General features: G+C 69.8%; 19 protein-coding genes and 1 tRNA gene. 8 read left to right on the top strand and 12 right to left on the bottom strand.

What is annotated here, in order from left to right; all coding sequences use genetic code 11:
* Positions 1 to 139: 139 nt before the first annotated feature.
* Genes ABYF38_RS00610 through ABYF38_RS00595 form a run of 4 tightly spaced genes read left to right on the top strand, consistent with a single transcriptional unit; the run spans position 140 to position 7746 of the window.
* Positions 140 to 2278, top strand: a complete 2139-nt coding sequence (locus ABYF38_RS00610) for a helix-turn-helix transcriptional regulator (protein ID WP_371152201.1) — start codon at positions 140 to 142, stop codon at positions 2276 to 2278.
* Entirely contained in the window at positions 2278 to 5109 is a 2832-nt protein-coding gene (locus ABYF38_RS00605) for a DEAD/DEAH box helicase (RefSeq protein ID WP_371152200.1), read from the top strand. Before ABYF38_RS00610 ends, ABYF38_RS00605 begins: the two co-directional genes overlap by 1 nt.
* Positions 5091 to 6974: an apolipoprotein N-acyltransferase gene (lnt, locus tag ABYF38_RS00600; protein WP_371152199.1), complete on the top strand. Its 1884-nt coding sequence runs from the start codon at positions 5091 to 5093 to the stop codon at positions 6972 to 6974. The genes ABYF38_RS00605 and lnt overlap by 19 nt, the downstream gene beginning before the upstream one ends.
* 25 nt (positions 6975 to 6999) lie before the next feature.
* On the top strand, positions 7000 to 7746 hold the full coding sequence (locus ABYF38_RS00595) for a polyprenol monophosphomannose synthase (protein WP_371152198.1): 747 nt from the start codon (positions 7000 to 7002) through the stop codon (positions 7744 to 7746).
* A 119-nt stretch (positions 7747 to 7865) separates the two neighbouring features.
* Here ABYF38_RS00595 and ABYF38_RS00590 read toward each other — a convergent pair whose 3' ends face one another.
* Positions 7866 to 8210, bottom strand: coding sequence for an RNA polymerase-binding protein RbpA (locus ABYF38_RS00590; RefSeq protein ID WP_371152197.1), 345 nt, complete (start codon positions 8208 to 8210; stop codon positions 7866 to 7868).
* A gap of 202 nt (positions 8211 to 8412) precedes the next feature.
* Between ABYF38_RS00590 and ABYF38_RS00585 the strand changes: the two genes are divergently transcribed.
* The 3 genes from ABYF38_RS00585 to ABYF38_RS00575 all read left to right on the top strand — a co-directional run bounded on the left by ABYF38_RS00585 (position 8413) and on the right by ABYF38_RS00575 (position 12534).
* Complete coding sequence (locus ABYF38_RS00585) at positions 8413 to 9000, top strand: biotin transporter BioY (protein ID WP_371152196.1); 588 nt, start codon at positions 8413 to 8415, stop codon at positions 8998 to 9000.
* 135 nt (positions 9001 to 9135) lie between these two features.
* On the top strand, positions 9136 to 9921 hold the full coding sequence (locus tag ABYF38_RS00580; protein WP_371152195.1) for an alpha/beta hydrolase: 786 nt from the start codon (positions 9136 to 9138) through the stop codon (positions 9919 to 9921).
* 348 nt (positions 9922 to 10269) lie between these two features.
* Positions 10270 to 12534 (top strand): cell wall-binding repeat-containing protein, encoded by a 2265-nt coding sequence (locus ABYF38_RS00575; protein WP_371152194.1) that lies wholly within the window; start codon positions 10270 to 10272, stop codon positions 12532 to 12534.
* A gap of 148 nt (positions 12535 to 12682) precedes the next feature.
* Here ABYF38_RS00575 and ABYF38_RS00570 read toward each other — a convergent pair whose 3' ends face one another.
* The 7 genes from ABYF38_RS00570 to pepN all read right to left on the bottom strand — a co-directional run bounded on the left by ABYF38_RS00570 (position 12683) and on the right by pepN (position 19480).
* Positions 12683 to 13249 (bottom strand): MerR family transcriptional regulator, encoded by a 567-nt coding sequence (locus tag ABYF38_RS00570; RefSeq protein WP_371152193.1) that lies wholly within the window; start codon positions 13247 to 13249, stop codon positions 12683 to 12685.
* A 134-nt stretch (positions 13250 to 13383) separates the two neighbouring features.
* On the bottom strand, positions 13384 to 14142 hold the full coding sequence (locus ABYF38_RS00565) for a MerR family transcriptional regulator (protein WP_371152192.1): 759 nt from the start codon (positions 14140 to 14142) through the stop codon (positions 13384 to 13386).
* Positions 14139 to 14588 carry an FHA domain-containing protein gene (locus tag ABYF38_RS00560; protein WP_371152191.1) on the bottom strand — a complete coding sequence of 150 codons (450 nt, stop codon included), beginning with the start codon at positions 14586 to 14588 and terminating at the stop codon, positions 14139 to 14141. Before ABYF38_RS00560 ends, ABYF38_RS00565 begins: the two co-directional genes overlap by 4 nt.
* A gap of 229 nt (positions 14589 to 14817) precedes the next feature.
* The gene (locus tag ABYF38_RS00555; protein WP_371152190.1) at positions 14818 to 15522 is read right to left on the bottom strand and encodes a DUF881 domain-containing protein; all 705 of its coding nucleotides are present in this window, start codon (positions 15520 to 15522) and stop codon (positions 14818 to 14820) included.
* Positions 15523 to 15527: 5 nt separating this feature from the next.
* Positions 15528 to 15860, bottom strand: coding sequence for a small basic family protein (locus tag ABYF38_RS00550; protein ID WP_371152189.1), 333 nt, complete (start codon positions 15858 to 15860; stop codon positions 15528 to 15530).
* Positions 15861 to 16655, bottom strand: coding sequence for a DUF881 domain-containing protein (locus ABYF38_RS00545; RefSeq protein ID WP_371152188.1), 795 nt, complete (start codon positions 16653 to 16655; stop codon positions 15861 to 15863).
* Between the two features lie 176 nt (positions 16656 to 16831).
* Positions 16832 to 19480, bottom strand: coding sequence for an aminopeptidase N (gene pepN / locus ABYF38_RS00540; RefSeq protein WP_371152187.1), 2649 nt, complete (start codon positions 19478 to 19480; stop codon positions 16832 to 16834).
* A 228-nt stretch (positions 19481 to 19708) separates the two neighbouring features.
* On the opposite strand from pepN, the gene ABYF38_RS00535 reads away from it, so the two are divergent.
* Positions 19709 to 19782 (top strand) — tRNA-Pro (locus tag ABYF38_RS00535).
* A gap of 880 nt (positions 19783 to 20662) precedes the next feature.
* Here the strand turns inward: ABYF38_RS00535 and ABYF38_RS00530 are convergent.
* The 4 genes from ABYF38_RS00530 to ABYF38_RS00515 all read right to left on the bottom strand — a co-directional run bounded on the left by ABYF38_RS00530 (position 20663) and on the right by ABYF38_RS00515 (position 26036).
* On the bottom strand, positions 20663 to 23383 hold the full coding sequence (locus ABYF38_RS00530) for a fibronectin type III domain-containing protein (RefSeq protein WP_371152186.1): 2721 nt from the start codon (positions 23381 to 23383) through the stop codon (positions 20663 to 20665).
* 437 nt (positions 23384 to 23820) lie between these two features.
* Positions 23821 to 24714, bottom strand: a complete 894-nt coding sequence (locus ABYF38_RS00525) for an MFS transporter (protein WP_371153033.1) — start codon at positions 24712 to 24714, stop codon at positions 23821 to 23823.
* A 15-nt stretch (positions 24715 to 24729) separates the two neighbouring features.
* On the bottom strand, positions 24730 to 25578 hold the full coding sequence (locus ABYF38_RS00520; RefSeq protein ID WP_371152185.1) for an MFS transporter: 849 nt from the start codon (positions 25576 to 25578) through the stop codon (positions 24730 to 24732).
* 2 nt (positions 25579 to 25580) lie between these two features.
* Positions 25581 to 26036, bottom strand: coding sequence for a DUF2871 domain-containing protein (locus tag ABYF38_RS00515; RefSeq protein ID WP_371152184.1), 456 nt, complete (start codon positions 26034 to 26036; stop codon positions 25581 to 25583).
* Positions 26037 to 26044: the final 8 nt, after the last annotated feature.

The raw sequence follows: 26044 nt of genomic DNA, 5'->3' as shown, positions 1-26044 counted from the left end.
CGGCCGGTTAAACCGGCCGGCCCCGCTTCCTCTGCGCAGCCCCCGCCTGGCCGGAGCAGGCCAGCTCTGGGCGGGCAGCGGGCCGCGCGCCCGGCGCGGTGCGCGCGGCCCGGCGGGTGGTTTTGGGGATACTTGGGCCGTGACCGAGTTCCCGCCCAGCGCTGATCGCGCCTCCGAGCGCGTCATGGATCTGCTCATCGCCCTGTTCCACGCCCGTCGCCCGCTCTCGCGCGCCCAGATCTACCAGCAGGTCAACGGCTACGAGTCGATGCTGGCGGGCGCGGAGGCCACCGCGCAGAACATGATGTTCGAGCGGGACAAGCAGGCGCTGAAGGACATTGGCGTGCCGCTGCGCGTAAGCCAGGACGCTACCCACGGGGACGACGTGCGCTACTGGGTGGACCCGGACAGCTACGTGCTGGACCTGCCGCCGCTCACCCCGGCCCAGCACGGCGTGCTGGCCGTGGCGGCGGGCATGTGGCAGGCCACGGACCTGGCCGGCCCGGCCGCGCGCGCCCTGACCAAGCTGCGCGCCCTGTCCGGTCAGAGCGAGGCGCCGTGGACCGTGCGCGCCAGCGGCAGCGCCCACCCCTACCTGGTGCAGATCTTCGCGGCGGTGGACGCCGGCGCGGCGCTGAGCTTTTCCTACCGCAAGGGCACGGACCTGAGCGGTCCGGTGTCGAGGCGGGAGGTGGAGCCGTGGGCCACCTGGCAGGTCAGCGGCGCCTGGTACCTGCGCGGCTACGACCGCGACCGCAAGGCGGCCCGCAACTTCCGGCTCTCGCGCATAGTGGGCGCCCCGAAGCTGGTCGCCGGCCCGCTGGAGGGGCCCGGGCCTGACCAGAGCGAGTCGGGTCGAGCCGGGGCGAGCCTGTTCGGCGAGGAGCGCCTGGAGGCCGTGGTGGAGCTGGCCGCGGGCGCGGGCAAGCACCTGCGCCGCAGCGCGCTCTGCCTGCGCGTGGAGCAGGCGGCCCTTGCCCAGCCCGCCCCCACCGCCGCGCCGGACGCCGCGCTCACTGCCGTGCCGGACGCCGAGCCCGCCCCCACCGCCGCGCCGGCCACCGCACCCGCGACCACGACCCCGACCACCACCGCCCCGGCGGGCCGCGAGCGCCTGCGCCTGGAGCTGGGCAACTCCGCGCGGGCGGTGGAGGACCTGTGCGCGCTCGGCAGCGACGCCCTGGTGGTCTGCCCGCCGCAGCTGGCGCGCACCGTCGCGGCCAGCCACGCCCACCTGGCCGGCTTGGAGGTGCAGCAGTTGCCCGCGCCGCCCGCCCCGAAGGCCAAGCGCAAGGGCCGCACGCCTGCGGTCACGCGGCTGACGCGGATGCTGGCACTGCTGACCTACCTGGAGTCCAACGGCCCCACCAGGGTCTCCGAGCTGGCCGCGCGCTTTGGCGCCGGGGAGGCGGAGATCGAGCGGGACGTGTCCACCCTCTTTGTCTCGGGCCGCCCGGGCTACTACCCGGACGACCTGATAGACGTGGCGCTCGACGACGAGGGCGGGCAGGCCACCCTCAGCCTGCTGGACGGGCAGGGCATGGCCAAGCCGCTGCGCCTGTCCGCCCTGGAGGCCACGAGTCTGGCGGCCGCGCTGCGGGTGCTGCTGGCGGTCAGCGGCGACGATCCGCTGGTGGCCCAGACCCTGGCGGCGGTTCAGGGCCAGCTGCCGGGCGGTGGCGCGGGGGAGGCGGCGGCCGCCCCGCTGATCGTGGGGGAGCGCTCGCCGCACCAGACCCTTACGGCTGTGCGACTGGCCCTGCAGGAGGGCCGCGTGCTGGCCTTTGACTACACCGACGCCCTGGAACGCACCTCGCAGCGCAGCGTCACCCCGCTGGAGTTGACGGCCGACGGCGAGCACCACCTGTTGCAGGCCTGGTGCCACGACGCCGGCGCGGAGCGCACCTTCCGCCTGGACCGCATGGGCGCCGTCTCGGTGGGACAGCAGGCGCCCGCCCCACTGGCGACCGCTGGGCAGGGGGACGACGCTGCCACCACACCGCCCGGGGAGATCGCGGTGAGCGTGCTGCCGGCGCCCTCCGGCTGGTGGATCGGCGAGCAGCCGATCGCCTCGCCGTGCGCGGCGGCGGCCGGCGCCGGCATGGGCGAGGCGTGGGTGGAGCTGCGGGCCTTCAACGCCAGGTGGCTAGAGCGCCAACTGCTGGGCTGGGGCGGGCACATCGCAGCCTGGGGCGCGCACAGCGAGGCCGGGGCGGAGCTGCTGGAGCGGGTGCGCCAGCGCGCGGCGGGCGCGGCGCGCGCCTACGATGAGCGCTGATGTCTTACGCCGACGCATACGCAGCAGCCAAGGAACGCGCCGCCTGGGAAAAGAGCCAGGCGGGGAAGTTTGCTGCCTTCTTGGACTTCGAGCTGGACGATTTTCAGCGCCAGGCCATCGCCGCAGCGGAGGCGGGGCGAGGCGTGCTGGTGGCGGCCCCGACCGGGGCGGGCAAGACGATCGTGGGCGAGTTCGCCTGCTACCTGGCCCTGGCCCAGGGCAAGCGGGCCTTCTACACCACCCCGATCAAGGCGCTGTCCAACCAGAAGTACAACGACCTGGTGGCCACCTACGGCGCCGACCGGGTGGGCCTGCTGACCGGTGACACCTCCATCAACGGGGAGGCGGACCTGGTGGTGATGACCACCGAGGTGCTGCGCAACATGCTCTACGCCCAGTCCGGGGCGATAGACAACCTGGGCTTCGTGGTGATGGACGAGGTCCACTACCTGGCAGACCGCTTCCGGGGCCCGGTGTGGGAGGAGGTGATCATCCACCTGCCGCTGCGCGTCCAGCTGGTCTCCCTGTCCGCCACCGTCTCTAACGCGGAGGAGTTCGGCGCCTGGCTGCAAGAGATGCGCGGGGACACGCAGGTGGTGGTCTCTGAGGTCCGCCCGGTCCCGCTGTTCCAGCACATGATGGTGGGCGCGCGCCTGTTCGACCTCTACTCCTACCGGGGGGAGGGGCAGGAGCGTCAGGACGCGGGTGGCCGCCCGGTGCTGAACTCGAAGCTGGTGCAGGCCGCCGCCCGGCTGGAACGCCCCAGCGGGGGCGGCCTGGCTGCGCGCGGGCGCGGGCGGGAACGTCGTCCCCGTGGGCCGCACCTGAACCGGCCGCAAATGATCGCGGCGCTGGAGGAAAAGGGCCTGCTGCCGGCGATCGTGTTCGTGTTCTCCCGGGCGGGCTGCGACCAAGCGGCGCGCGAGGTGCTGGCTGCGGGCATGCGCCTGACCTCCCGTGCCGAGCGCGAGCAGATCGACGACTACCTGGACCAGGTGGCCGCCGCGCTGCCGCCCAGCGACCTCTCGGCGGTGGGCTTCGATGCCTTTGCCCACCTGCTGCGAGAGGGGATCGCCTCCCACCACGCCGGCCTGCTGCCGCTTTTCAAGGAGACGGTGGAGCACCTGTTCACCGCCGGCCTGGTGAAGGTGGTTTTCGCTACCGAGACGCTGGCGCTGGGGATCAACATGCCCGCCCGCACGGTGGTTATCGAGTCGCTGCGCAAGTGGGACGGCTCCGGGCACGTCCAGCTCTCCCCGGGCGAGTACACGCAGCTGACCGGCCGGGCCGGGCGACGCGGCATCGACGTGGAGGGCCACGCGGTGGTGCTGGCGGGCGGCGCGGCCACCCCGGAGGTGGTCTCCACGCTGGCCTCGCGGCGCACCTACCCGCTCAAGTCCGCCTTCCAGCCCACGTTCAACATGGCGGTCAACCTGCTCTCGCAGCTCTCGATGGAGCGCGCCCAGGGCGTGCTGCGCCAGTCGTTTGGGCAGTTCCAGGCCGACCGCTCCGTGGTGGGAGTGGCGCGTCAGGTGCGCACCCACGAGGAGGCGATAAGCGCCGCCGCGCCGCAGATGGCCTGCCACCTGGGCGACTTTGGGCAGTACGCGCTTTGGCGCGACGAGCTGGCCACCCTGGAGAAGGAGGGCGCCAGGGAGCGGTCCTACAACGCCAGGCAGCGAGCCGAGCGGAGCATGTGGGCCGTCAGCCGGGGCGACGTGATCGCGCTGCGCGCGGGCCGGCGCACCACCTGGGCCGTGGTGCTGGAGCACGTGCCCACCAAGGACGCCACCCCCCTGCTCAGCGTGATCGGCGAGGACGCCCGCACCAAGCGGGTGGGAATGGTGGAGTGCCCGCAGGGCGTGGAAAAGCTGGGCCGCATCCGCCTGCCCAAGGGCGGGCTGCGCAGGCCGGCCGAGCGCGCCGATGCCGCCCGCGCGGTGCGGGAGGTGGGCAAGGCCGCCATCCGCGAGCGGGCGTTGATGGACGACGCTCCGCCCGCGCCCGCGAGCCAGCCGGCCGCACCCAGTGGCGGCCAGGACGCAACCGAGGGCGCGGCGGCGCCGGTGACGGCCGGGGTGAGCGGTCCCGCCGGGCGCGTGCAGGGCACCGAGGAGCGGATCGCAGAGCTGCGTGCCCAGCTGCGCGCCCACCCGTGCCACGGCTGCGCGGACCGGGAGGAGCACGCCAGGCAGGCGCGGCGCTGGCTGCGCGCCCGCAAGGACCGCGACCGCCTGCTGGCGCAGGTGGACCGGCGCACCGGCGGTCTGGTGGCGCAGTTCGACAAGGTTTGCGTGGTGCTCACCGAGCTGGGCTACCTGGCCGACGGCAAGGTGAGCGTGGCGGGCCGTTCGCTGGCGCGCATCTATTGCGAGAAGGACCTGCTGGTCTCCGAGTGCCTGCGGGAGGGGATCTGGGAAGATCTTTCTCCCGCCCAACTGGCCGGCGTGCTGGCCGCCTGCGTCTACCAGCCGCGCGGCGCGGTGGGCGGGGGAGCGCCGCGCGGGGCGCTGCAGCGCGCCCTGAACCAGACCGAGGAGGTGGCAAGGCGCGTCTCCCGCTGCGCGCAGCGCGCGGGCCTGGAGGCGCTGGAGACCACCGAACCGGGCATCTCGGCTGCGGTGACGGCCTGGGCGGCCGGCGCTAGGCTGTCCGACGCGCTGGCGGAGTGCGAGATCAGCCCGGGAGACTTTGTGCGCTGGGTCAAGCAGGTCATGGACCTGGCCGACCAGCTCACCACCGCCGCGCCCACGCCGCAGCTGGCGCTGGCGGCGCGCCAGGCGCACCAGGCATTGAATAGGGGAGTTGTTGCATGGAGTGGGCAAATCTAGGCCCCAAGGAGTCCGACCTCAGCCGGCGGCGCAGGCCCCTGTGGCAGGTCCACTCGATCTCGGCGCTTCTGGCGGGCCTCGTCATGGCCGCCGCGCCGCCGCCCTTCAACCTGTGGTGGGCCGCCCCGCTCGGGCTCGGCCTGCTGGGCTACCTCTCCCTGCAGACCAGCGCCGCGCGGGCCACGCTCTACGGCTTCCTGGCGGGACTGACCTACTTCCTGCCCACCCTCTACTTCATTCGCTTCTCGCTGGACGCGACGTGGGTGTGGGTGCTGCTTAGCGCCTTCGAGGCGCTGTTCGTGGCCGCCGCCACGGGCATCACCGCGCTGGCGGGCAACCGCCTCACCGGCCGGGGGCGCAGGCACCACGCCGCCTGGAGCGCCGCGCGTCGGGCAGGCGCGCTCATGCGCCGCCCGCCCACCCAGCAAGAAGCCCGCGAGGAGATCCTGGCCGGGCGCCCGCCCAGCCCCGGAGTGCTGCACTCGGCGCTGGCTGAGCGCCTGACCATCGCGGAGGTGCTCACGCTCTCGGCGTTCTGGGCGCTCGCCTTCGCCGGCACCGACGTGCTGCGCTCCTACTACCCGTGGGGCGGGTTGGCCTGGGCTAACCTGTCTTACACCCAGGTGGACGGGCCGCTGCTGGCGTACGTGCGCCTGCTCTCCTCCGCCGGGCTGGTGGCCTTCCTGGCCTTCTGGGGCCTGGCCCTGCTGCTGATGCTGTGGTCCTACGGGAAGAACGCCCTGATCCTGGCCGGCACGGCCTTGGCCCTCTCGATCGCCCCGGCCTTCGTGCCCGGGCTGCGCATGGCCCCCCTCGGCGTGGAGGGCGCGGGGGAGACCGTGAAGGTGGCCGCCGTGCAGGGCAACGTGGACAACCCCGGCATGGACGCCTTCCTGGTGGCGGCGGAGGTAACCCGCAACCACGCCGAGGAAACCAAGAAGGCCGCGCAGGTGGCCGCCAGTCGCGGCTGGAAGCTAGACATGGTGCTGTGGCCGGAGAATGCCGCAGACCGCGACCCGCGCGACCACCCCGAGATCCACGCCCTGGTCAGCGACGCCCAGGCGGCCGTAGCCGCCCCCATCGCGGTGGGCGCCGTGCGCTACGAGCAAGAGGGCGCCGCGCCTACCGGGCGGCCCGGCGCGCATGGCGGAGGCGTGGCGGCCCCCAACTCGCGGGCCGATGCCAAGAACCAGGCGGGCGGAGCGTCGTCCAGGCTGGTGCGGTACAACGACATCGTGCTGTTCGACGGCGCCAAATACGGGGCGCAGTACACCAAGCAGGTGCCCGTCCCGTTCGCCGAATTCCTGCCGATGCGCTCCTTCGTCACCCGCGTGAGCAGCCTGACCGACCTACTCAGCATCGACATGCTGCCCGGCACGGCCCCGGCCATCCTGCCCGTGCACGCCGCCCAGCTCGGACGCACGGTGAACGTGGGCGTGGGCATCTGCTTCGAGGTCGGAGTCGGCAGCGTCATGCGGCAGGCCGCGCGCGGCGAATTCCTCTACATCCCCACCAACAACGCCACCTTCGGCTACACCGCCGAAAGCGAACAGCAGCTGACCATGACCCGCCTGCGCGCCGCAGAGTTCAACCGGCCCGCCGTGCAGATCTCCACGGTCGGCGTCAGCGGCGTGGTGGGGCCCGACGGCACCCTGCTGGACAAGCGCGAACTGTTCACCGCCCGCAGCCTCCTGTTCGAATTCCCGGTGGGAGAGCAGCCCCTCACCATCGCGGCCCGCATAGGCGGCGCGGTGGAGAACGCGCTGGCCCTGGGCGCCGCGCTCCTGGCCGGGTGCGGACTGGTGGTCGCCGCGCGGAGTAGAATCACCTTGGCCTTGAGTGCCAAAGCGCAACGGCGCGCCTGATAGATAACTGATGAGGTGTTAAAGCATGAGCATCCTGGTGTGTATCCCCACCTACAACGAGATGGAGTCCCTACCTGGAGTGCTGGAGCGGATCCTGCGCGCCGCCCCCGAGGTCCACGTCCTGATCGCGGACGACGCCTCCCCGGACGGCACCGGCAAGTGGGCCGATGAGAAGGCGGCGCAGGACGAGCGCGTGCACGTGCTGCACCGCACCAAGAAGGAAGGCCTGGGCCCCGCCTACATCGCGGCCTTCCAGTGGGGCCTGGAGCGCGGGTACGACTTCCTGTGCGAGATGGACGCTGACGGCTCCCACCGCCCCGAGCAGCTGCCCGTGCTGCTGCACCGCGCCCAGGCGCCCGACCACCCCGACCTGGTGATCGGCTCGCGCTGGGTGCGCGGCGGCGGCACCGTGGGCTGGCCGCTGCGCCGCCGCCTGCTCTCGCGCGGTGGCTCCCTGTGGACCGAGATCTGGCTGGGCATGGGCGTGCGTGACGCCACCGCCGGCTTCCGCGTGTTCCGCGCCGACCTGCTGCGCCGCCTGGACCTGACCTCCATCGAGTCCGCCGGCTACTGCTTCCAGATCGACATGACCCGCCGCGTTGACGCGATCGGCGGCAAGATCGCCGAGGTGCCGATCAGCTTTGTCGAGCGCGAGCAGGGCGTTTCCAAGATGAGCGGCAACATCATCACCGAGGCGCTGGGCCGCACCGCCAAGTGGGGCTTCCAGAAGCGCTCGCGCCAGCTGCGCAACCTCTTCAAGCGCCGCAAGTGAATTAGCGCTTAGGCACAAAGGTGGCCCGCCCCGAGGAAATCGGGGCGGGCCACCTTTCACTTGCCGGGCGCCCGGCTATTGCCGCCGGGCGGGCCTGGGCGCGCGCGGCGCCGGCGGGGTCAGAAGCGGCGCAGCTGACCGGTGCGCAGCAGCTCCAGGCGCTCCTCCAGGAGCTCGTCCAGCTCCTCGATGGAACGACGCTCCAGCAGCATGTCCCAGTGGGTGCGCTGCGGCTTGACCGGCTTTTCCTCTTCCTGGTCGGCCTCGCCAACGCGCACGCCCTTGGCGCCGCACTTGCACTCCCAGGTGGCCGGGATCTCAGCGTCGTCGGCGAAGGGGATCGCGGTGACGTGGCCGTTGACGCAGATGTATTCAACGCGCACGCGCGGGGCGAACGCCACGCCCTCCTCGGACTCCAGGCTGTGAGCCCCGATCTTCATTCCACGCAAAGCGCGCTCGGCCATCAAGGTCCTTCCGTCGGGCGCACCACCAGGTGCGCATGCGAAGCATTAAGTATAGCGATTCTTGTGTGTGATCTGCAATGCATGCGCCGGGCGGTCGCGCGGTCGGCGTCGTCCACTTGGAGGGAACATACAAAATGTGGCCGCAAGTTCCATGGGCGGCGCAGGCATGTGCGGCGCGCAGGGGGATGGCATGCTGGGACCCATGGCAAACAAGACTGACACGCTGGTCCTAGCTGATTCGATGTGGGGCGCCAAGGCCGCCTCCCTGGCGCGCGACGCGGCGCTGGTGCTCTCCGGCACCCTGGTGGTGTTCCTGCTCAGCCAGGTGCGCATCCCGCTCGGCTTCACCCCGGTGCCCGTCTCTCTGGGCACGCTGGGCGTGCTGGCCGTCGGCGCGGCCCTGGGCATCAAGCGGGGCACCGCCGCCGTGGGGCTCTACGCCCTGCTCGGCATGGTCGGGGCGCCCGTCTTTGCCGGCTTCAAGTACGGCGTGACGCCCACCTTCGGCTACATCCTGGGCTACGTGCTGGCGGCCTACGCCGTGGGTTACGCCGCCGAGCGCGGCGTGGACCGTTCGGTGTGGAAGTTCGCGCTGGCCTGCGCGGGCGCCTCCGGCCTGGTCTACCTGCTGGGCGTGACCTGGATGGTCATTCACGTGGACATGCCGGTGATCGTGGCCATCCAGAAGGGCGTGGTCCCGTTCCTGGTGGGCGACGCGCTCAAGAGCGTCCTCGTGGCAGCGCTCGTGCCGGGCGCCTGGGCGCTGATCGGCGCCGGCAAGCGCCGCTGATAGCAGCGCCGGGCTGGGGCGGGCGGCACAACGGGGTGCCGCCCGCCCCTTCGTCTTTCGCGGCGGCGGGGGAGAGGGACGGACTGGTGGGCAATTGGGGCCGCGCGGCCGGGGCGGGTTCGTTAGGGTTGCCTTATGGCTATCGCGCGCTATGAATGGTATGCGCCCTCCCTGCAGATGGAGGTGCCGGTCACGGTCTTCGACCCGTCGGACAAGGAGGGCACGATTCTTGCCGCCGGCAGCGGGGGAGAGGGGCGGCAAAAGCCCAAGCGGTTGCTGTTCCTGCTGCACGGCATGAGCGGAAACTGCACCATCTGGACGCGCAATTCCCGCCTGACCCAGTACGTCAAGGGGCGCAACATCGTGGTGGTCATGCCCGAACTCGGGCGCTCGTATGGGGCCAACGAGGTGGGCGGCATGCGCTACTGGGACTACCTACGTTATGACATGCCGAAGTTCGTCTCCGAGCTGCTGCGCCTGGACGTGCCGGCCGAGCACTGCGGCGTGGCCGGCCTGTCCATGGGCGGGTATGCCGCGATGCACTGGGCGCTGGCCGCACCCGAGCGGTTCTCGGTGTGTGGCGCCTTCAGCGGCACCCTCAACGTGGCCGCCCGCTGGCAGGAGCTGGAGCGCGGCGAGCACCGGCGTGTCTTTGGGCCCGATGCGCCGCTGGAAGGAACCGAAGTCGACCTGCTGACCCAGGTGGGTCTGGTGGACCGCGCCAGCCTGCCGGCCCTGTACGTCAGCTGTGGCGAGCAGGACCCGCTGTTCCAGCACAACCTGGACTTCGTGGCGGCGGCGAAGGCCGCGCACGGCGAGTCCGCCATCCACACGTTCTACGGTCCGGGCGCGCACGACTGGGACTTCTGGGACGCCCAGCTGCTGGCGTTCCTGAACTGGTGGGACGAGCTGCGCGGCTAGAGCGGGCAGCGACTAGTCAAGGCTGACCGCCCGGCCCGGCCTGGCCGAGCTTGGCGCGCACCGCAGGATGGGACGCGGCCCGCTGGCGGCGCTGCTGTGCTTGGCCAGGCCGGGCGGATACCCCTCTCCGAAGTCACGCAAAGCGCCGATAATGTACATTATGTCAGATCGGGCGGGAGGGGGCTCCCCCCGATTCGGCACCCCGTCTGCGACACGGGCGCTTTTCTTCAAACGCGGGCGTGCGCGCATAAGCTAAGGCCGGGATTGAGCAAGGTCTGTCAATCCCGGCGCGGTCAGGCGGTACCTGCGAGCTGTGTGGTCGCGCATGGTTCCCGCCTAGGAGTTTGAATGCGTCGCCTTCGTGCATCGCTGCTCGCCGCCTGCGTTACGGCCACCCTGGTGGCGCCCGTCGCGGCGGCCGACGTGTCGATTTCGCCTTTCCCGCGCCCCACCGCAGACAGCGGCGATGCGGCCGCACCGATCACCGGCCTGTCCCTGCCGATCGTGCTGGACGACGCTGCCGCACCGCCGCTCGGCGTGCCCGAGGCCGCCCCCGGTGGCGCCGGTGACCCGACCTGGGCGCCGTTCGACCAGGGCCCGGCCGGCCCAAACCGAGACGAAGGTGGTGCGAAGTTAGCCAACACCGGCGGGGAGCCCACCGAGGAGGCGGAACAGCCTGAGCCGGGCGCGCAGGTAGGCGGCTCCGGCCGTGACGCGGACGGGGCCGTCACGGGCGCCGTCGGCAACGAGCAGGCCGCCTTCCCGCTCAGCGGCGGCCACCCCTGCCTGCAGCCCATCCGGTCCTCCTGCACCCTGTCCAACTCCCGCTACCTGGACCTGGGTCTAGAGCTGGGCGCGGGCATGCAGGTGCGCGTGCCGGTGCGCCTGCGCCAGGGCGAGGTGCGGCGCAGCGCCATGAACGACTTCAGGGCGATGCGCCGCCGCATGTGGAATGCCAATCCCCCTTTCGACGGCAAGCCGCTGCGCACCGCCCTGGCACAGGCCGGCATCCGCTCCGCCAACGAGTACGCCGAACGCGTGGTGTGGGATCACGACGCCGAGCGGGTGGCGATCCAGCGGGCCGCAGAGCAGATTCTGACCGGCATCGCACACGAGCGCCCCGGCACCGGGGAGGCGTTCGGGCTCACGCTCAAGACCGGTCAGTACGTCAGCTCCGAGAACCTGGCCTGCAGTCCCCACCGCATGAGCCCCTCATACGGTTTGAAGATGTGGGAGGAGGAGCTGCCCCAGCTCATCAAGCACAAGGGCGCGTTCAACGGGGAAACCGGGCACCTCTACCTGCTGCTGGACCCCAAGCTGCGCTTCCACGCCTTCGCCCAGTCAGAGGACACCCACTACGTGAACGTCTCCATCTCGGAGCAGGCCAGCAGCCCTGCCCTGGCGGTGGGCGACGGCTGCTACGCGGTGGACGTGCCGATCCCGGACTCCGGCGCAGTAACGCTGACGGATCCGGGCGTGCTCGCGCGCAACGACCGCGCGCAGCTAAGTGCCACCACAGTGTACAAGTCGATGACCTTCGCGGTCACGGGCACCTACTCCTCCTCCGCCCCTGACGTCCTCAGCGTGGACGCCAACACCGGCGTGCTGAGCCCGCGCACGCCGGGCACCGCCACGATCACCTTCACCCCCACCGGTTCGCGGCGCAGCTTCACCCGGCAGGTGCGGGTGGACGCGCAGATGATCACCCGCCTGTCCGGGGCCGACCGCGTGGCCACAGCCGTGAGCATCACCCAGGCGCAGGAGCCCTCCCCTACCGCCCTGCTCGCCACGGGCCGCAGCTACGCCGACGCCCTGAGCGCCGGCGGCCTGTCCCGGCTCCTGGACGCGCCGATCTACCTGACCAACACCAAGGGCGCGCTGGAGCCCCAGGTGCTCAACACGCTCAAGCGGCGCGGCGTGACCAAGGTGGTGATCCTGGGCGGGCACGGCGCCGTCCCGGCGGCCGTGGAGGCCAGCCTGAGCGGAGCCGGACTGGAGTCTGAGCGCATCGCGGGCCAGAACCGGGCGGAGACCTCGGTGCTGATCGCGCAGCGTGCACTGGCGGCGGACGCGGGCAGGGTGCGCCGCGTCCTGGTCACCGACGGCGCTAACTTCCCCGACGGCCTGGCCGCCGGCGCGATCTCTGAGAACGCAGAGTCCATCACGGTCGTCACCAATGGCGCCTCCCTCCCGGCGGGCACGGAGCAGTTCCTGCGCCAGCACGCCCAGGAGCTGGAGATCGTCTCCGTGGGCGGCGCCGGCAACCGGGCCCTGGACGGCGCCGGAATCGTCCCGACCAGGCGGGTGGTGGGGGCCTCCCGGGTCGACACCGCCGCGCAGCTGGCCCGCGCCTACCCCTCGGGGCCGGCCACGCTCGCCCAGCCCAGCCGCGTGGTGATCGCCAACGGCAACAACTTCCCCGACGCCCTGGCCGCCTCCGCGCTCACCGCCCGCCAGGGCGGGGTGCTGCTCCTGACCGCCTCGACCAAGCTGGAGCCGCTCACGGAGAGGCACCTGAAGTCCCTGCCGCGCCCGGTGTCCGCCTTCCTGGTGGGCGGCGAGAAGCTAGTGTCCAAGCGGGTGGAACAATCCGTCAGGCTCGCCACGCGCTGACCGAACCGCAAAACAAAGCCCGGGGGCGGGAAGGATTTTCATCCTTCCCGCCCCCGGCAGTGTTATCGCTCAGCCCCTCGCCCCTGGACGCGCGCGGCGGCGCGTTCGCGAGCGGCGGGTTGCGGCGAGGCGGCCAGTAAGGCCCGTTCTACGAGGCCTGGCGGCTGCGGCGCGCGCGCCGACGCTCGGCGAGCTCGTCCACCACGGTCGGCTGGGAGTCGTCGTCGCGGTCGGTGGGTAGCTGGGCCAGCGTGCCCTCCACCTCGTGCCAAACGCGCCCCACGGCGATGCCGAACACGCCCTGCCCGCCCTTGACCAGGTCGATCACTTCCTCATCGGAGGTGCACTCGTAGACGGAGGCGCCATCGGACATGAGCGTGATCCCGGCCAGGTCGTCTATGCCGCGCTTGGCCAGGTGCTCGATCGCCTTGCGGATCTGCTGCAGCGAGACCCCGGAGTCCAGCAGGCGCTTGACCACCTTGAGCACCAGGATGTCGCGGAAGGAGTACAGGCGCTGGGAGCCGGAGCCCTTGGCGGTGCGCACGGAGGGCTCCACCAGCCCGGTGCGGGCCCAGTAGTCCAGCTGCCGGTAGGTCACGCCGGCCGCGTGGCTGGCCACGGGGCCGCGATAGCCGGTCTGCTGGTCAAGGCTGGCGGTGGGGTCACCAAACAGCATGGGCTGCTGCCGCAGAGAGTCACCGTGTTGCGTGCTCATCTGTTGGCTCCATTCGAGTGCGGAGGGACATGCGTTACGCGAACGCCATGAGCCCAAAACTAGAAGCACTCCCCCGCCTCGTCAACGAACGACGCGGCGAGTCTAACCTTCAACTTAAAGTTGAGACTTAACCGTTACCTTGCGATCTCGTTGCGCAGCAGGGCGGTGAACAGCTTGGCGTAGCACTCCCCCAGCTCTGCGGCCCGCGCGTTGGCGCGCTCCTGGGCGACCCCGGAGTTCTGGGCGCGCCTGGAGCTGACCGCTGCCTCGATCACGCCGGCTGCGTTCTCCGCTGCGCGGCGCACCGGCATCAGGTTGCGCACGCTAATGCCGTGCTGCCCCAGCTCCTCCAGCGCGGAGACCACGTCCACGTTGCGGCCGGTGAGCTGCCCCTTGGAGTTCGTCTCCAGCAGGCCCGCCTGCAGGTACTCCTCGATCCGCTCGATGCTCACGCCCGTGAGGTCCTCCAGGGTCTGCATCGAGATCTGCTCGTTCGGGCCCGGGCGCACCAGCTGGCCGTCGGAGGCCACCACGCGGGCCACCCGGCCGGGCTCGGTCTGCAGGCCGGCATCCAGGGCGCGCAGGTGCACCTCGCGGATCTGGTCCAGGGGCACAAAGAAGTCGCGCTGCACCTGCAGCACGTAGCGCACGCGGGCGATGTCAGTCTCGGAGTACTTGCGGTAGCCGGCGCCGGTGCGGTGCGGGGAGACCAGCCCCTGCTCCTCCAGGTAACGCAGCTTGGAGACCTTCAGGGCGGGGAACTCGGTGCGCAGGCGATCGGCCGTGTCTCCGATGGTGAATTCCGGGGCGCGCGAGAGGTCGAAGGGCCAGTATCCGCGCTTTTCCTCCTGCCGCGCCGGCGTGGACGCGGCAGCTCCAACAGCAGGGCTCATGCCTGGGCACCCCGGTTCGGGCTGGCTACGAAGGTGAAGCGGTACTTGCCGATCTGGACCTCATCGCCGCTGCGCAGCGGGCAGGAGTCGATGATCTCGCGGTTGACGTAGGTGCCGTTCAGGCTGCCCATGTCCCGCACCTCGAAGCCGGTCTCGGTGGCGTGAAACTCCGCGTGACGGCGAGAGACGGTGGTGTCGTCCAAGAAGATGTCCGCAGTGGGCCGGCGTCCGGCGGTGGTCAGCTTCGCGTCGAGCAGGAAGCGGGCGCCCACGTTCGGGCCACGCTGAACGATGAGCAGGGCGGCGTGGGGAGGCAGGGCGGCCACGGCGGCGCGGTCGTCGGCACCCAGCGGTTGAGGGGTGACCAACTCGTCGCCGGGCGCGTTGAGGGTAATCGCGCTGAACTGAGCGGTGCTGGTGGGGTCAATTCCCTGCTCGAAGCTCATTGCCCTGTCCTTTCCTCGTGCAAAGGCGAGTTTAGCCGCAAGCCTGCGCGCGGTCCACGCGTTTCAGGGCAAGGTGCAAGGATCCTGTACACCTGCTCGGCCCGTGCAGGACCGGGCGTTAGAGCCGGGCGGCCGCCAGATAGCAGGCGCGCGCGGGCACGTCGTCCCTTGCCACGAACCCCGGCGCGTCCCCCTCACGCCGTGCGGGCGGCAGCCGCCAGCAAGGCGCTCAGGAGGCCGGCACCACGCGCGCGTACTGCGGCTCCTCGATCTGGCGCACCGCCTCCACGTTGACCGAATCGTGCTCCTCGACGCGGATGGAGGCGCCGGCCGCCTTGATCTGGGCCTGCGCGCCGCCCGGGATCGCCAGCGCCACCGCCAGCGTCTGCGGCTCGCCGATCGCGGTGATGACGAGGGGGGAGACAACGGGAACGTCGTCGATCACCAGGGTGTCACCGGTGCGCTTAACCCAACTGGTGGCCGTGATGCGCACGTTGTTCACGGAGATCGCCTCGGCGCCGGCGTTGCGCAGCTCCTCCAGCAGGTTGACCACCGTGGCGGCGGTGAGCTTGGCGTCCGGGTCGGTCACCCAGGCGATGATGCCGCTGCCGCGCGCGGGCAGGGTGCCGGCCAGGATGCCGTCCACCTGCGCCTGCTGCTCCGCAGCCGCGCGGGCCGCCGCCTCGGAGTCCGCGCCGCGCTGCAACTCCGCCAGCTGGGCGCGCAGGTCCAGCTCCTCGGCCTCCAACTGCTCGTTGCGGCGGGTGAGCTCGTCCAGGTAGCGAACCAGGTCGTCCTGACGCATGCTCGCCAACGGGTTTTCCACCTGCTGACGCCACTGCGTCACCACGCCAAAGCCCAGCAGGGTGGCGGCCAGGAAGACCGCGATGGAACCGCGCGTGACGCGCTTGGGACGGGGACGCTCGGAATCCATCGGCCTCACGCCTTGAAGATGTGGCGGCGGATCGCGGCCGCGTTGGCGAAGATGCGGATGCCGAGCACCACCACCACGGCGGTGGTCATCTGCGGGCCCACGCCCAGGCGGTCGCCCAGGAACACGATGAACGCCGCCACCAGCACGTTGAAGATGAACGAGGTGACGAACAGGCGGTCGCTGAACACGCCGTCGAAGAACGCGCGCAGGCCACCGAAGGCGGCGTCCAGGGCAGCCACGACCGCGATGGGAAGGTAGGGCGTGAGCGCGGGCGGGATGTCCGGGGTGATGAACACTCCCAGCGCGATACCCAGGGCCAGGCCGATGAGAGCAAGCACTTAGCTGTCCTTTCCGGTGCGGGTGTCGTCCAGGTTGGGGATGGGGGCGGCGGGCAGGCGCAGCTCGGGTTCGGGCACCACGTCCACCTGGATGCCGCGCCCACGCAAATCCAGCAGCAGCTTGCCGCTCTCTCCGTCCACCAGCGCGCCCTGGAGGGCGGTGGCGTCGCCGATCGCCTCCACCCGGTAGGGCGGTAGCAGCGGCTGCAGGTTGACCAGGATCGCGCCGCCGGCCGCGCGGATCGCGGCGGTGGTGCCCAGGCGGTGGCCGTTGATGGAGATCGCCTCCCCGCCCGCCGCGAACAGGTAGTTGACCAGTAGGGAGAGTTCGCGGTCGCGCATCTTGGCCTCGACCTGGCTGGTGGCGGTGAAGGTGACGGAGATGCCCGGGCCCTCCACCTGCGACGTCGCCGCAGCGATCTGCAGCGCCGGCGGCGGGGCCTCGTAGCCGGCGGCGGTCAGCACGCGTTCGCGCTCGCTCTCCAGCTCCTGCGCGGCCAGGTCACGGCCCCTGACCAGGTTCTCCTGGTGATCCTGGGCGGACTCAATCTCCATGAGCAGGTGGCCGTTGGTGGCCTGGCGGGCGTCGATCACCGGTATGAGGCCCTTGGCGGCCCAGATGGAAACGGCCGTGGCCAGGGCGCAGCCAATCACGATCAGGACGCGAACCGGCAGAGAGGCCGGCTTTTCGTAGACGCGCCGGGCCGCCAACGCGCCGTGCTCGGCCTCCGACGCGATCGGATTGTCCATGATCTCGCGCAGAACGGACAGTTCGCGTCCGCGCAAGTGCACCATGGGCCCTCCTTTCGTGGACGACGCTACCTCCCGCGCCTTTGCTTTGCTGCCGCGCCGCGCTGAGGCGCGGTGATATCTGAGCGTGCGTCCCACGGGGTGGGACGCACGAGCGGTGGGGTGGGCCCAGCATGGTGGGCCCACCCCACCGCCTACATCGGGTTGGGAAAGCCCGGGCCTTACCGGGCCGCCTGGCGTGCGCGCTCGTTGCGGGCCACCTCATCGAGGCGCTCGATCAGCAGGCGGCGCAGCCCGGCCGCCGGGTCCTTCGCCAGGGCCGCGTTTGTGGCGCGCTCGTTGTCCGCGTACTCCTCCCAGCGCGGGTAGAGCCCGTTGATGAGCCAGCGGGAGATGGCGATGGAGTGGTCCTGCCACACGGTGTCCAGCAGCTCGTAGTAGCGCGCCGTGAACGGGGCCAGCAGCCCCTTGTCTGCGGTGCGCACCAGGCCCATGACGGCGGCGGCCACGTGGTCGTTGGAGGCCTCTGCCCCGGTGGCCAGCGCCCACGCGGCGTCCTTGGCGGCCGCCGAGGGGCGGGCGGCCTCGATCTCCACCTGCGCGGTAACGCCGTCGCCCGACGGATCGACCAGGGCGTGCGCCTTTACCGCCTCCGCAGTGTCCTCACCCAGGCTGGTCAGGTTGATCAGCGCCTGCCACACCAGCTCCGGGCTGGCCGCCAGGCCCTCCACCTGGCCGCGCGCGACCTGCCACAGCCGCTCCACGTACTCCTCACGCACAGGGTTCTCGCCCGGTGCGTGGATCGCCGCCAGGGACTTGGCCACCAGCTCCTGCGAGTCGCTGCCCGGCACGGTCGCCGCCAGGGCGTCCAGGTGGCCGCGCACCAGTTCGCCGCGCGCGTTGTCCAGCTGCTCGGCCGGCACAAAACGCTCCACGGCCGCGCGCGCCTCGCGCAGCAGCGTGGAGAGCAGGGCGGCGTCGGCCTCCCCCGGGGCGTGGCGCAGCACCGCCTTCACGAAGTCGCGGGCCGGCAACAGAGCGTCGCGCAGGCTCGCCAGCAGCGCCGACCACACCACCGCGCGGTCCAGCGAATCGGCCAGCGTCCCCACGTACTCCAGGGCCACCTGCGCCGCCTCGGCGTCCAGGTGCACCAGCCCGTAGGTCAGGTCACCGGAGTTGACCAGCACCAGGTCCGCGCGCGGCACCGCGCCAACAGGCAGCTCGAAACGCGTAGCGGCCGCCTCGATGACGGCGTCGTGCTGGTACAGGGAAACCAGGGCAGCGTCGTCCACCGCAAAGAACTCCACCCGCAGGCGGTGCGGCCGCAAGACCGGGGCGCCGCCCGGCCCGTCCGTGCCACTCTGGTGCACCGTAAAGGCGGCCACGCCGGCAGCGTCGGACTCCAACTCCACCGACAGCGCCGACGGCGAAGACGTTGCCAGCCACGCCTGCGCCCACGTGCTCATGTCCCGCCCCGAGGCCGCACTCAGCGCATCCAGGAAGTCCTTCAACGTGGCCGTGCCGAATGCGCGCTCCGCAAAGAACGCGCGCGCCGCCGCGAAGAACGCCTCCTCCCCCACGTAGGCCACCAGCTGGCGCAGCACCGAGGCACCCTTGGCGTAAGTGATCCCGTCGAAGTTCTGGCTGGCGGCCTCCACATCCGGGATGTCAGCCAGGATCGGGTGCGTGGTCGGGTAGGAATCCTGCACGTACGCCCACGCCTTGCGACCAAAGCAGAACGACGTCCACTCATCCGTGAACTCCGTGGCCGTGGCGGTGGCGTAAGAACCCATGAAGTCAGCAAACGACTCCTTCAACCACAGATCGTCCCACCACTGCGGCGTCACCAGGTCGCCAAACCACATGTGCGTCATCTCGTGCATCACCACGTTCGTCAACTGCTGCGACAGGTTGCGCGTCGCCTTGGTCTTGGCCAGGAACGACTCGGTGAAAGTCACGCAGCCCGGGTTCTCCATCGCGCCCAGGTTGTACTCCGGCACAAAAATCTGGTCGTACTTACCCCACGGGTAGGGGAAGGCAAAACGCTCGTGCAACAGGGTGAGGCCCTGGCGGGTCACCGTCTCCATCAGCTCGGCGTCCACGTACGGGGCCATCGAGGCGCGCGCGTACACGCCCAAATCGATGTCCTTCTCGCCCCGCTCCGCGTTGCCCTCCCACCGCGACGTCACCACGCGGTGATACGGGCCGGCGCACAGCACCGTCAGGTACGTGGAGACGCGCGGGGTGGGGTGGAACGTGGTGCGCACGTTGCCCGCCAGCGCGCCCACCGTGGCCGGAGCCGGGGCGTGGGCGCCCTCCTCACCGGTGGGGATAACAGCGGCCGGCACCTCTGCGCCGGTCAGGGGGACGACGTCGGCCACCGGCTGGTTCGAAAGCACCGTCCACTCCGTGGGAGCGTCCACGCTCAAACGGAAGACCGCCTTCAGGTCAGGCTGGTCGAAGTTGGCGTACAGGCGGCGCGAGTCCGTCGGCTCGAACTGCGTGTAAAGGTAGACGGCGCTGTCGGCCGGGTCCACGTAGCGGTGCAGGCCCTCCCCCGTGCGGGAAAAGACCATCGTGGAGGTCACCGTGACGTCGTTCTCCCCCGCCGCCGCCGTGAAAAACACGCGCGAGCCGTCAAAATCCGGGTCGATCTGCGTGCCGTTCACCACCACGCGCTCCACGCTCTGCCCCACGCAGTCCAGGAAGGTGCGGGTGGCTTCCGGGGCGTCAAAGCGCACCCGCGAGGTGGTGGTGAAAGTGGTGGCGTTCTGGGCGGCAGCGCCCGTCAAGTCCACGTGCACGTCATAGGAGTGCACCGTGAAGGCGCTACGGGCGGCGGCATCAAGGCGAGAAAGGTTGTAAGTCACCCCGGCAGTTTATCGACGCCGCTCGGGGCGGGCACGACGGCAGGGCCCGGTGGGTGGGGCGTGCGGGGAGGCGGGGCGTGCGGTGAGGTGGGGGCTGGTAGGGCGTGCGGTGAGGTGAGGCGGGGCGTGCGGTGAACCACACAGACGTGGTTTTGGTGGAAAAGGCCTGAGTGGGTTAAGCTTCACCGGTCGCTAACGACGGGCCGCACACCGGCGCGAAGGAAGCAACGGGCTGTGGCGCAGCTTGGTAGCGCACTTGACTGGGGGTCAAGGGGTCGCAGGTTCAAATCCTGTCAGCCCGACGAAACACCCGGAATTGCAACGAAAAGCAGTTCCGGGTTTTGTCGTCTCTGGGGGCTGGGGCGCCGGGCTGGGGACGTGTGTTGGCGCAGGCCGTACATGCGTACGGTCGGGGTACATGTGACTGCTTGGTGCCGCGCCCCGGTGCGGTCGTATTGACCCGGGGCGTACATGCGTACGGTCGGGGTACATGTGACCGGTTGGTGCCGCGCCCCGGTGCGGTCGTATTGACCCGGGGCGTACATGCGTACGGTCGGGGTACATATGACTGCTTGGTGCCGCGCCCCGGTGCGGTCGTATTGACCCGGGGCGTACATGCGTACGGTCGGGGTACATGTGACTGCTTGGTGCCGCGCCCCGGTGCGGTCGTATTGACCCGGGGCGTACATGCGTACGGTCGGGGTACATGTGACCGATTGGTGCCGTGTCCCGGTTCGGTCGTATCGGCCCGGGGCGTACATGCGTGCGGTCGGGGTTCATGTGACTGCTTGGTGCCGTGCCCTGGTTCGGTCGTATTGACCCGGGGCGTTCATGCGTACGGTTGGGGTTCATGTGACCGGTTGGTGCCGCGCCCCGGTGCGGTCGTAATGACCCGGGGCGTACATGCGTGCGGTCGGGGTACATGTGACCGGTTGGTGCCGCGCCCCCGAGCGGTCGTATCGACCCGGATCGGTCGCACTGCCCCGGATCGGTCGTATTGGACGTGTGGGGTCAGCGCGATGCCAATGGTTTGCAGTCGGCAGCTTGCAGGGCTTACGAGGCGTTCACCTTGACCGAGAGGTCGGGTGTAGGCATATGTATGCGCCGCAGATAGGGCTCGGGGCTTGGGGAGAAAACTCCCCAAGCCCCGAGGCCTAGGTTGGGTTAGCCCGGTCTAGCCGGTCACTTGGACCTGCGCAAGGACCTAGCGGAGAGGAGCACTGCTCCCCCGATCGCCAAGATCAGTGCAAGTACGGCGGTACCCGAGAGGTCCGCGCCCGTGCGCGCCAGCTTCCCGGCGGGCTTAGGGCTCTGCGTTACCTTGGGCGTAGCCGGAGTCGCAACATGGGATTCGCTCGGCTTCGCAGACGCTGTTGGCGTCAAGCTCGGTTCGGGAGTCACAGTGGGCGTCTCACTCTGAGCGGCAGAGGGCGACTGCGAAGGCGTTGCCGAAGCAGACGGTTCCACGGACGCAGTAACTGACGGCGTGGTCGATGCGCTTTCAGAAACAGACGCTGACGGCGATGCGCTGACAGAGACCGACGCACTCTGGGAAGCAGAGGCCGAGGCGCTAGGCGACGTCGACGTGCTCTGGGACGGGCTAGCAGAAACTGACACTGACGCACTAACCGACGCCGACGCCGAAGCAGAGGCGGAAGCCGAAGTGCTAGAGGAAGCGCTCGCCGACGCACTCTGGGATGTGCTAGCAGAAACTGACGCAGAGGCGCTTGACGACGCACTCTGGGAAGTAGAGGCCGATGCGCTGACAGAGACCGACGCACTCTGGGAAGCAGAGGCCGAGGCGCTAGGCGACGCCGACGCACTCTGGGATGTGCTAGCAGAAACTGACGCAGAGGCGCTTGACGACGCACTCTGGGAAGCAGAGGCCGAGGCGCTAGGCGACGCCGACGCGCTCTGGGACGGGCTAGCAGAAACTGACACTGACGCGCTAACCGACGCCGACGCTGATACCGAAGCCGACGCGGATTGCGAAGCGGTAGTGCTGGCAGACGCGCTCGCAGACGGGGTTTGCTTGGGCTCGCCCGGTAGGGAGACCACTAGCCAGTCGCCGTTTCCGGCTTCGTTCCAGGCAGAAACTCGGAAGGTGTAAGTGACATGCGGGTCCAACCCGGTCAGGGTGCGCTCCTTGGCTACCGACGGAGCGTTCTCCACCACGGTCCAGGTCTCGCCTCCGTCAACAGACTGTTCCACCACGTAGTCGCGGACGGCGTCGCGCGATGGGCCCGCGCTGCCATCCTGCTCCCAGGTGAGCTTGACAGTGCCCGGGGCGGCACCCGCTCCCCCGCCATCAGCTCCGGCTCCTGCCCCGCCATCAGCCCCGGCGCCTGCCCCGGCGCCAGCACCCGGCGTAGCGCCGCGCTCGACGCGCAGTTCAGAGACGGGCAGCGGGGTCATCCCCAGGATGAGTACGCGGGCGCCTCGACCGCCCTCCCCAACAGTCACGTACTTGTGTCCAGCAGCGTCGAAGGAGATACCGCGCGGGGTGGAGTAGCCGGGGACGCGCACGTCACCCACCGCGCCCTGGACGGCAGCGTCAACCTTGGAGTGCGTTCCGACGCTTTGTCCGGCCGGTGCCGCCACCATGTTGGCCTTGGCGACGTGGTCGAACTGCTTGTTGGCGGCTGCGGTGGTGCCGTTGCCCCACTGGCGCTGGTAGTTACCGGCAGCGTCGAATTCGTAAACCCCGGATGACTGCGTCCACGCAAATAGGTGGCGGTAAGGCTGGGCGCCGGGTTCTAGTGCGACTGCGGGGCCGAACATGGTCCTGCCGGAGGGGAAGATTGTGGCCACATCCTGGTTGGGGGCGTAGCCGGCCCCGAGGCGCTGGATGACCTCGTTTTGTGCGTTGCGTACCTCAACGAACGGCTTTGCCCGGTAGGTGTCGTTGTTGGCGGCGTCGTCTCCGAAGTTGACCAGTGCGATGTAGCGTCGCCCGTCTACGGGGTCGACGGCAACACCGTAGGGGTTGCGCAGGAAGCGTGTTGCATCGGCGCGTAGTGGCTCTACGCCATTGTTGGTCGGCGCATCGAGTTTGAGGTTGTCTTCCTGGGGCAGCAGGCTGCCGTCTGCGCCGTAGCGAACTAGGCGGTCGGAGACTTCGGAGTTGATGAGGATGCTGCCGTCGATGTCGGTGGCGGCTGAAACGGAGTAGAAGGCAACGCCGGGCTTGTCTTTGTGTGCCCAGGGCCCCTGGAAACCTACCGCGCCCTGCTTGGTGCCAGCAGCGTCGAAGAAGGTGATGCGGCTGCCCTGCTCACCCTCGACGTAGGGGGCAGCGGCTTCGGAGTCCACAACAAAGATCTTGTCGCCGGACTTGGTGATGCCGCGCGGGCCGTGCTTGAGCGGGTTGGTGTCGTAGATGCCGTCGCGGATCACGGTGCGGTCGGCGGGCTCTTCCCAGGTTTTGCCGATGCCGTCGTTGCTTGCCCCGTGTGCCGAGAATGTGCCGTTGCCGGTGTAGTTCGTGGCTTCTGCGGCGGTGGTGTTGGATTGCCCGTAGACAAATACTCGTGGGGTGCCGGTTTGGCAGGAGGGGCCAGAGTGTCCGCTTAGGCGGCAACCGAAGCTGCTGTAGAGCACTTTGCCGGAGTCGGTCACCCAAAGCCGGTTGTTGGTGGTGTCAACCAGGATGCCGTAGTTGTAGGTGGCGTCGTTGACGCGTGTTTCGACGTCGCCTACCAGGCCCCATTTGTTGGAGCCCTGTGCCTTTCCGGCTGTGTAGGCCACGGAGGTGTCGGCGCCGGTGACGGCCCCGGTGTAGTTCGCGGCGGGAGTGGGCGTCGGGTCGATTGCCAGCGCGGCCCCGGGCGTGATGAGGGCAACGATGCCTAGAGAGACTGCTGCCAGTGTGCCGAGGGCTCTCCCGGAGGGAAGGTGAGTCACAGGGTTCCTTTCGACTTAACGAAACGCGCGTGAAGCTAACGCAGGAAAGTGAACAATCGGTTTCCGGCAGGTAGCACTGTGACGTTGCCGAGTGGTCAATTTAGGGGCGGTAAGCACGGCGGCGGGTTTCTCCCTGGCGGCTCGCTCTAGGCAAGCCGTTGGGTGCGGCTTTGTGCGCTTGCTTCGTTATCTGTGGCCTTGGGACGGCTTGATTCTGGCTAACTGGCGGGGTGAGACGCCCAGCGGTTTCTTGGTTGCCACCTCAATTGCGTGGCTCTGTTTCGTCGGCTGTCTTTTGGTGTCCGACGTTGCCGCCTGACGCTCCTTTTGACCGAATTCGTGTGCGATGAAACACAGGGAAAAGAGGGCGCGAGTTTCAATTATTGAGATGGGGCGGTGGCGAAATGTGAATGCGGCAGAACCGGGTGAGTCGCGCTTCATTTGTGGAGGTTGCGGAGGCGAAGAGCGCCCACGAGGCCCAGAAGAAGGAATAGGGCCGCAACGAGGATGGAGACGCGGGCAGCGTCGGCGAATCCGGTGGCAAGTGCGTCGGCCGCACCGACACTCTGCAGCCCCAGCGGACCTGCCTCGCCCTGGGCCCGCAACTGGGCGATGGTGGTGCCGGCGCTGAGGCGGGTGGATTCGGCTAGAGCGTCTGCGCCCGCGCCGGTGAACCCGCCCGCGCTAAGAGCGGGCGCCAGGCTGAGCTTCAGGGCCGCAGAGAGCACGGCGCCGGCGAACGCGGTACCGAGCGCCGCGCCGATCTGGCGCACCGTGGACTGCGCGGCCGAGCCCTGTCCGGACAGATGCACGGGCACGCCTCGCAGTACGGTGGCGGTCAGTTGCGCGGAGGCCAGCCCTAGCCCCAGACCGTAGGCGATCAGCGGGAGCGCGATTGCCCAGCCGGGCGTGTCCGCGCTGAGGAGCCCGGCCAACGCCAACACGCCGGCCACCTCTAGTCCTAGTCCGATCGCCACCGTGCCGGGTGCGCCGAACCGGGCGGCCAGGTGGCGGGCGGCGGCCCCGGAGAGGAAGGCGCCGAACGCCATCGCGGCCAGCACCAGGCCGGCGCCCATCACGGTGAGCCCCAGCACGTTTACCAGGTAGAGCGGCAGCACGAAGAGCAACGCGAACTCCCCCACCGCCACCGTGGCGGCGGTGATGTTGCCCCAGGAGAACGAGGCCAGCTTGAACAGTTGGAGGTCTAGCAGCGCGGAGCGCCCCACCTTGGCGCGGTGGCGCTCCCACACCACGAAAAGCGTTAGGGCCACAGCGGAGATCGCCAGTGCGACCGCCACGATCGAAACGGCGGCGGTGGCGGGCCATGTCAGTCCCAGCAGGCTGAATTACCTTTTGGGAACCCACCAGCCCAGCTCGGGGCCCTCGATGATCGCAAAGACCAGCGTGCCCAACCCGATGCCGGAAAGCAGGGAGCCGTCAACGTCCACTCCACGCCGCTTCATGCCGCTGCGGGTCTCCGGAACCACCAGCATTGCTGCGACGACCAGCAGGACGCCCAGTGGCAGGTTGACCAGGAAGATCCACCGCCAGGACATCCACTGGGTGAGTGCTCCGCCGGCTAGCGGGCCGATGGCGGCCGCCCCGGATATCACCGCACCCCACACCCCGAATGCGGCGGCCCGGTAGGGACCGCGAAAGACCGCGTTCACTGTGGAGAGGGTGGAGGGCATGATGAGCGCCGCTCCCAGCGCCTGCACGGCCCGCGAAGCGATGAGCAGATTGCCCGACGCTGCCGCAGCGGCCAGCACGCTTCCGCCCACGAACACTGCCAGGCCAGCGATGAACATGCGGTTGCGGCCGAGCCGGTCGGCCAGGTTGCCGGTGGGCAGCAGCAGGGCGGCGAGCAGCACGGCGTAGAGGCTGTTGACCCACTGCGCGTCGGTGAGGCTCAGGCCCAGTTCCCCGATCATCGTGGGCATGGCAACGCCCACGATCGTGCCGTCCAGGACGATCAGGCCCAGGCCGATCGCCAGGACGGCCAAGCCCAGCCAGTCGCGCCGCGTGGGTGGCGGCGCGCCCTCCCGGCCGGTGTGTGCGTGCCGCGAGTCCACCGGTCGGACGACCTTGCTTGCGTCGCCTCCCGAATGGGAGGCACGCCGGGGCGCGCCATTGGCGTGGGCGTGGACCTCTGCACCGGTAGGGGTGGACTGGCTGGGCTTATCTGGGGCAGTCATGATCAGGCGGCGTCCTGCTGCGTCTTGGCGGGACCGGCCAGGACGGCGCGGCGCAGCGCCGCGAAGAAGACCACCATGCCCGCGGCCAGCATGATGTGCCCCAGGCCCGCGATACCGGAGATCGCTGGGCCGGACTCCTTGCCCAGCACGGTCAGGCAGCCGTGGGTGGTGAGCATGGAGACGGTTACCACCAGGCCGGCGTTGTAGAGCCAGAAGAACCAGGTAAACAGCTTGCCGCTGCGGGAGAACGCAAAGACCTTCTCCAGCACCAGGGCCAGCAGGAGCACGATGAAGCCCAGGGTGAGCAGGTGGGTGTGGACCACCGACAGCTGGGTGTAGCCGCCCTCGGGGAAGTCGTTGAAGCGGGTGAACTCGCGGTAGAAGACGCCGCCGGCGGCGCCCAGGATCAGGTAGATGAAGGCCGCGTTGAGCAGCTTCTTCATGGCGGCGTTTTGCATGGGATTTC

The sequence above is a fragment of the Buchananella sp. 14KM1171 genome, assembly GCF_041380365.1.
GTDB classification, from domain to species: Bacteria; Actinomycetota; Actinomycetes; order Actinomycetales; family Actinomycetaceae; genus Buchananella; species Buchananella felis.
Note: the sequence above shows the minus strand (reverse complement) of the source record. Positions and strands in the feature narration are given on the sequence as shown.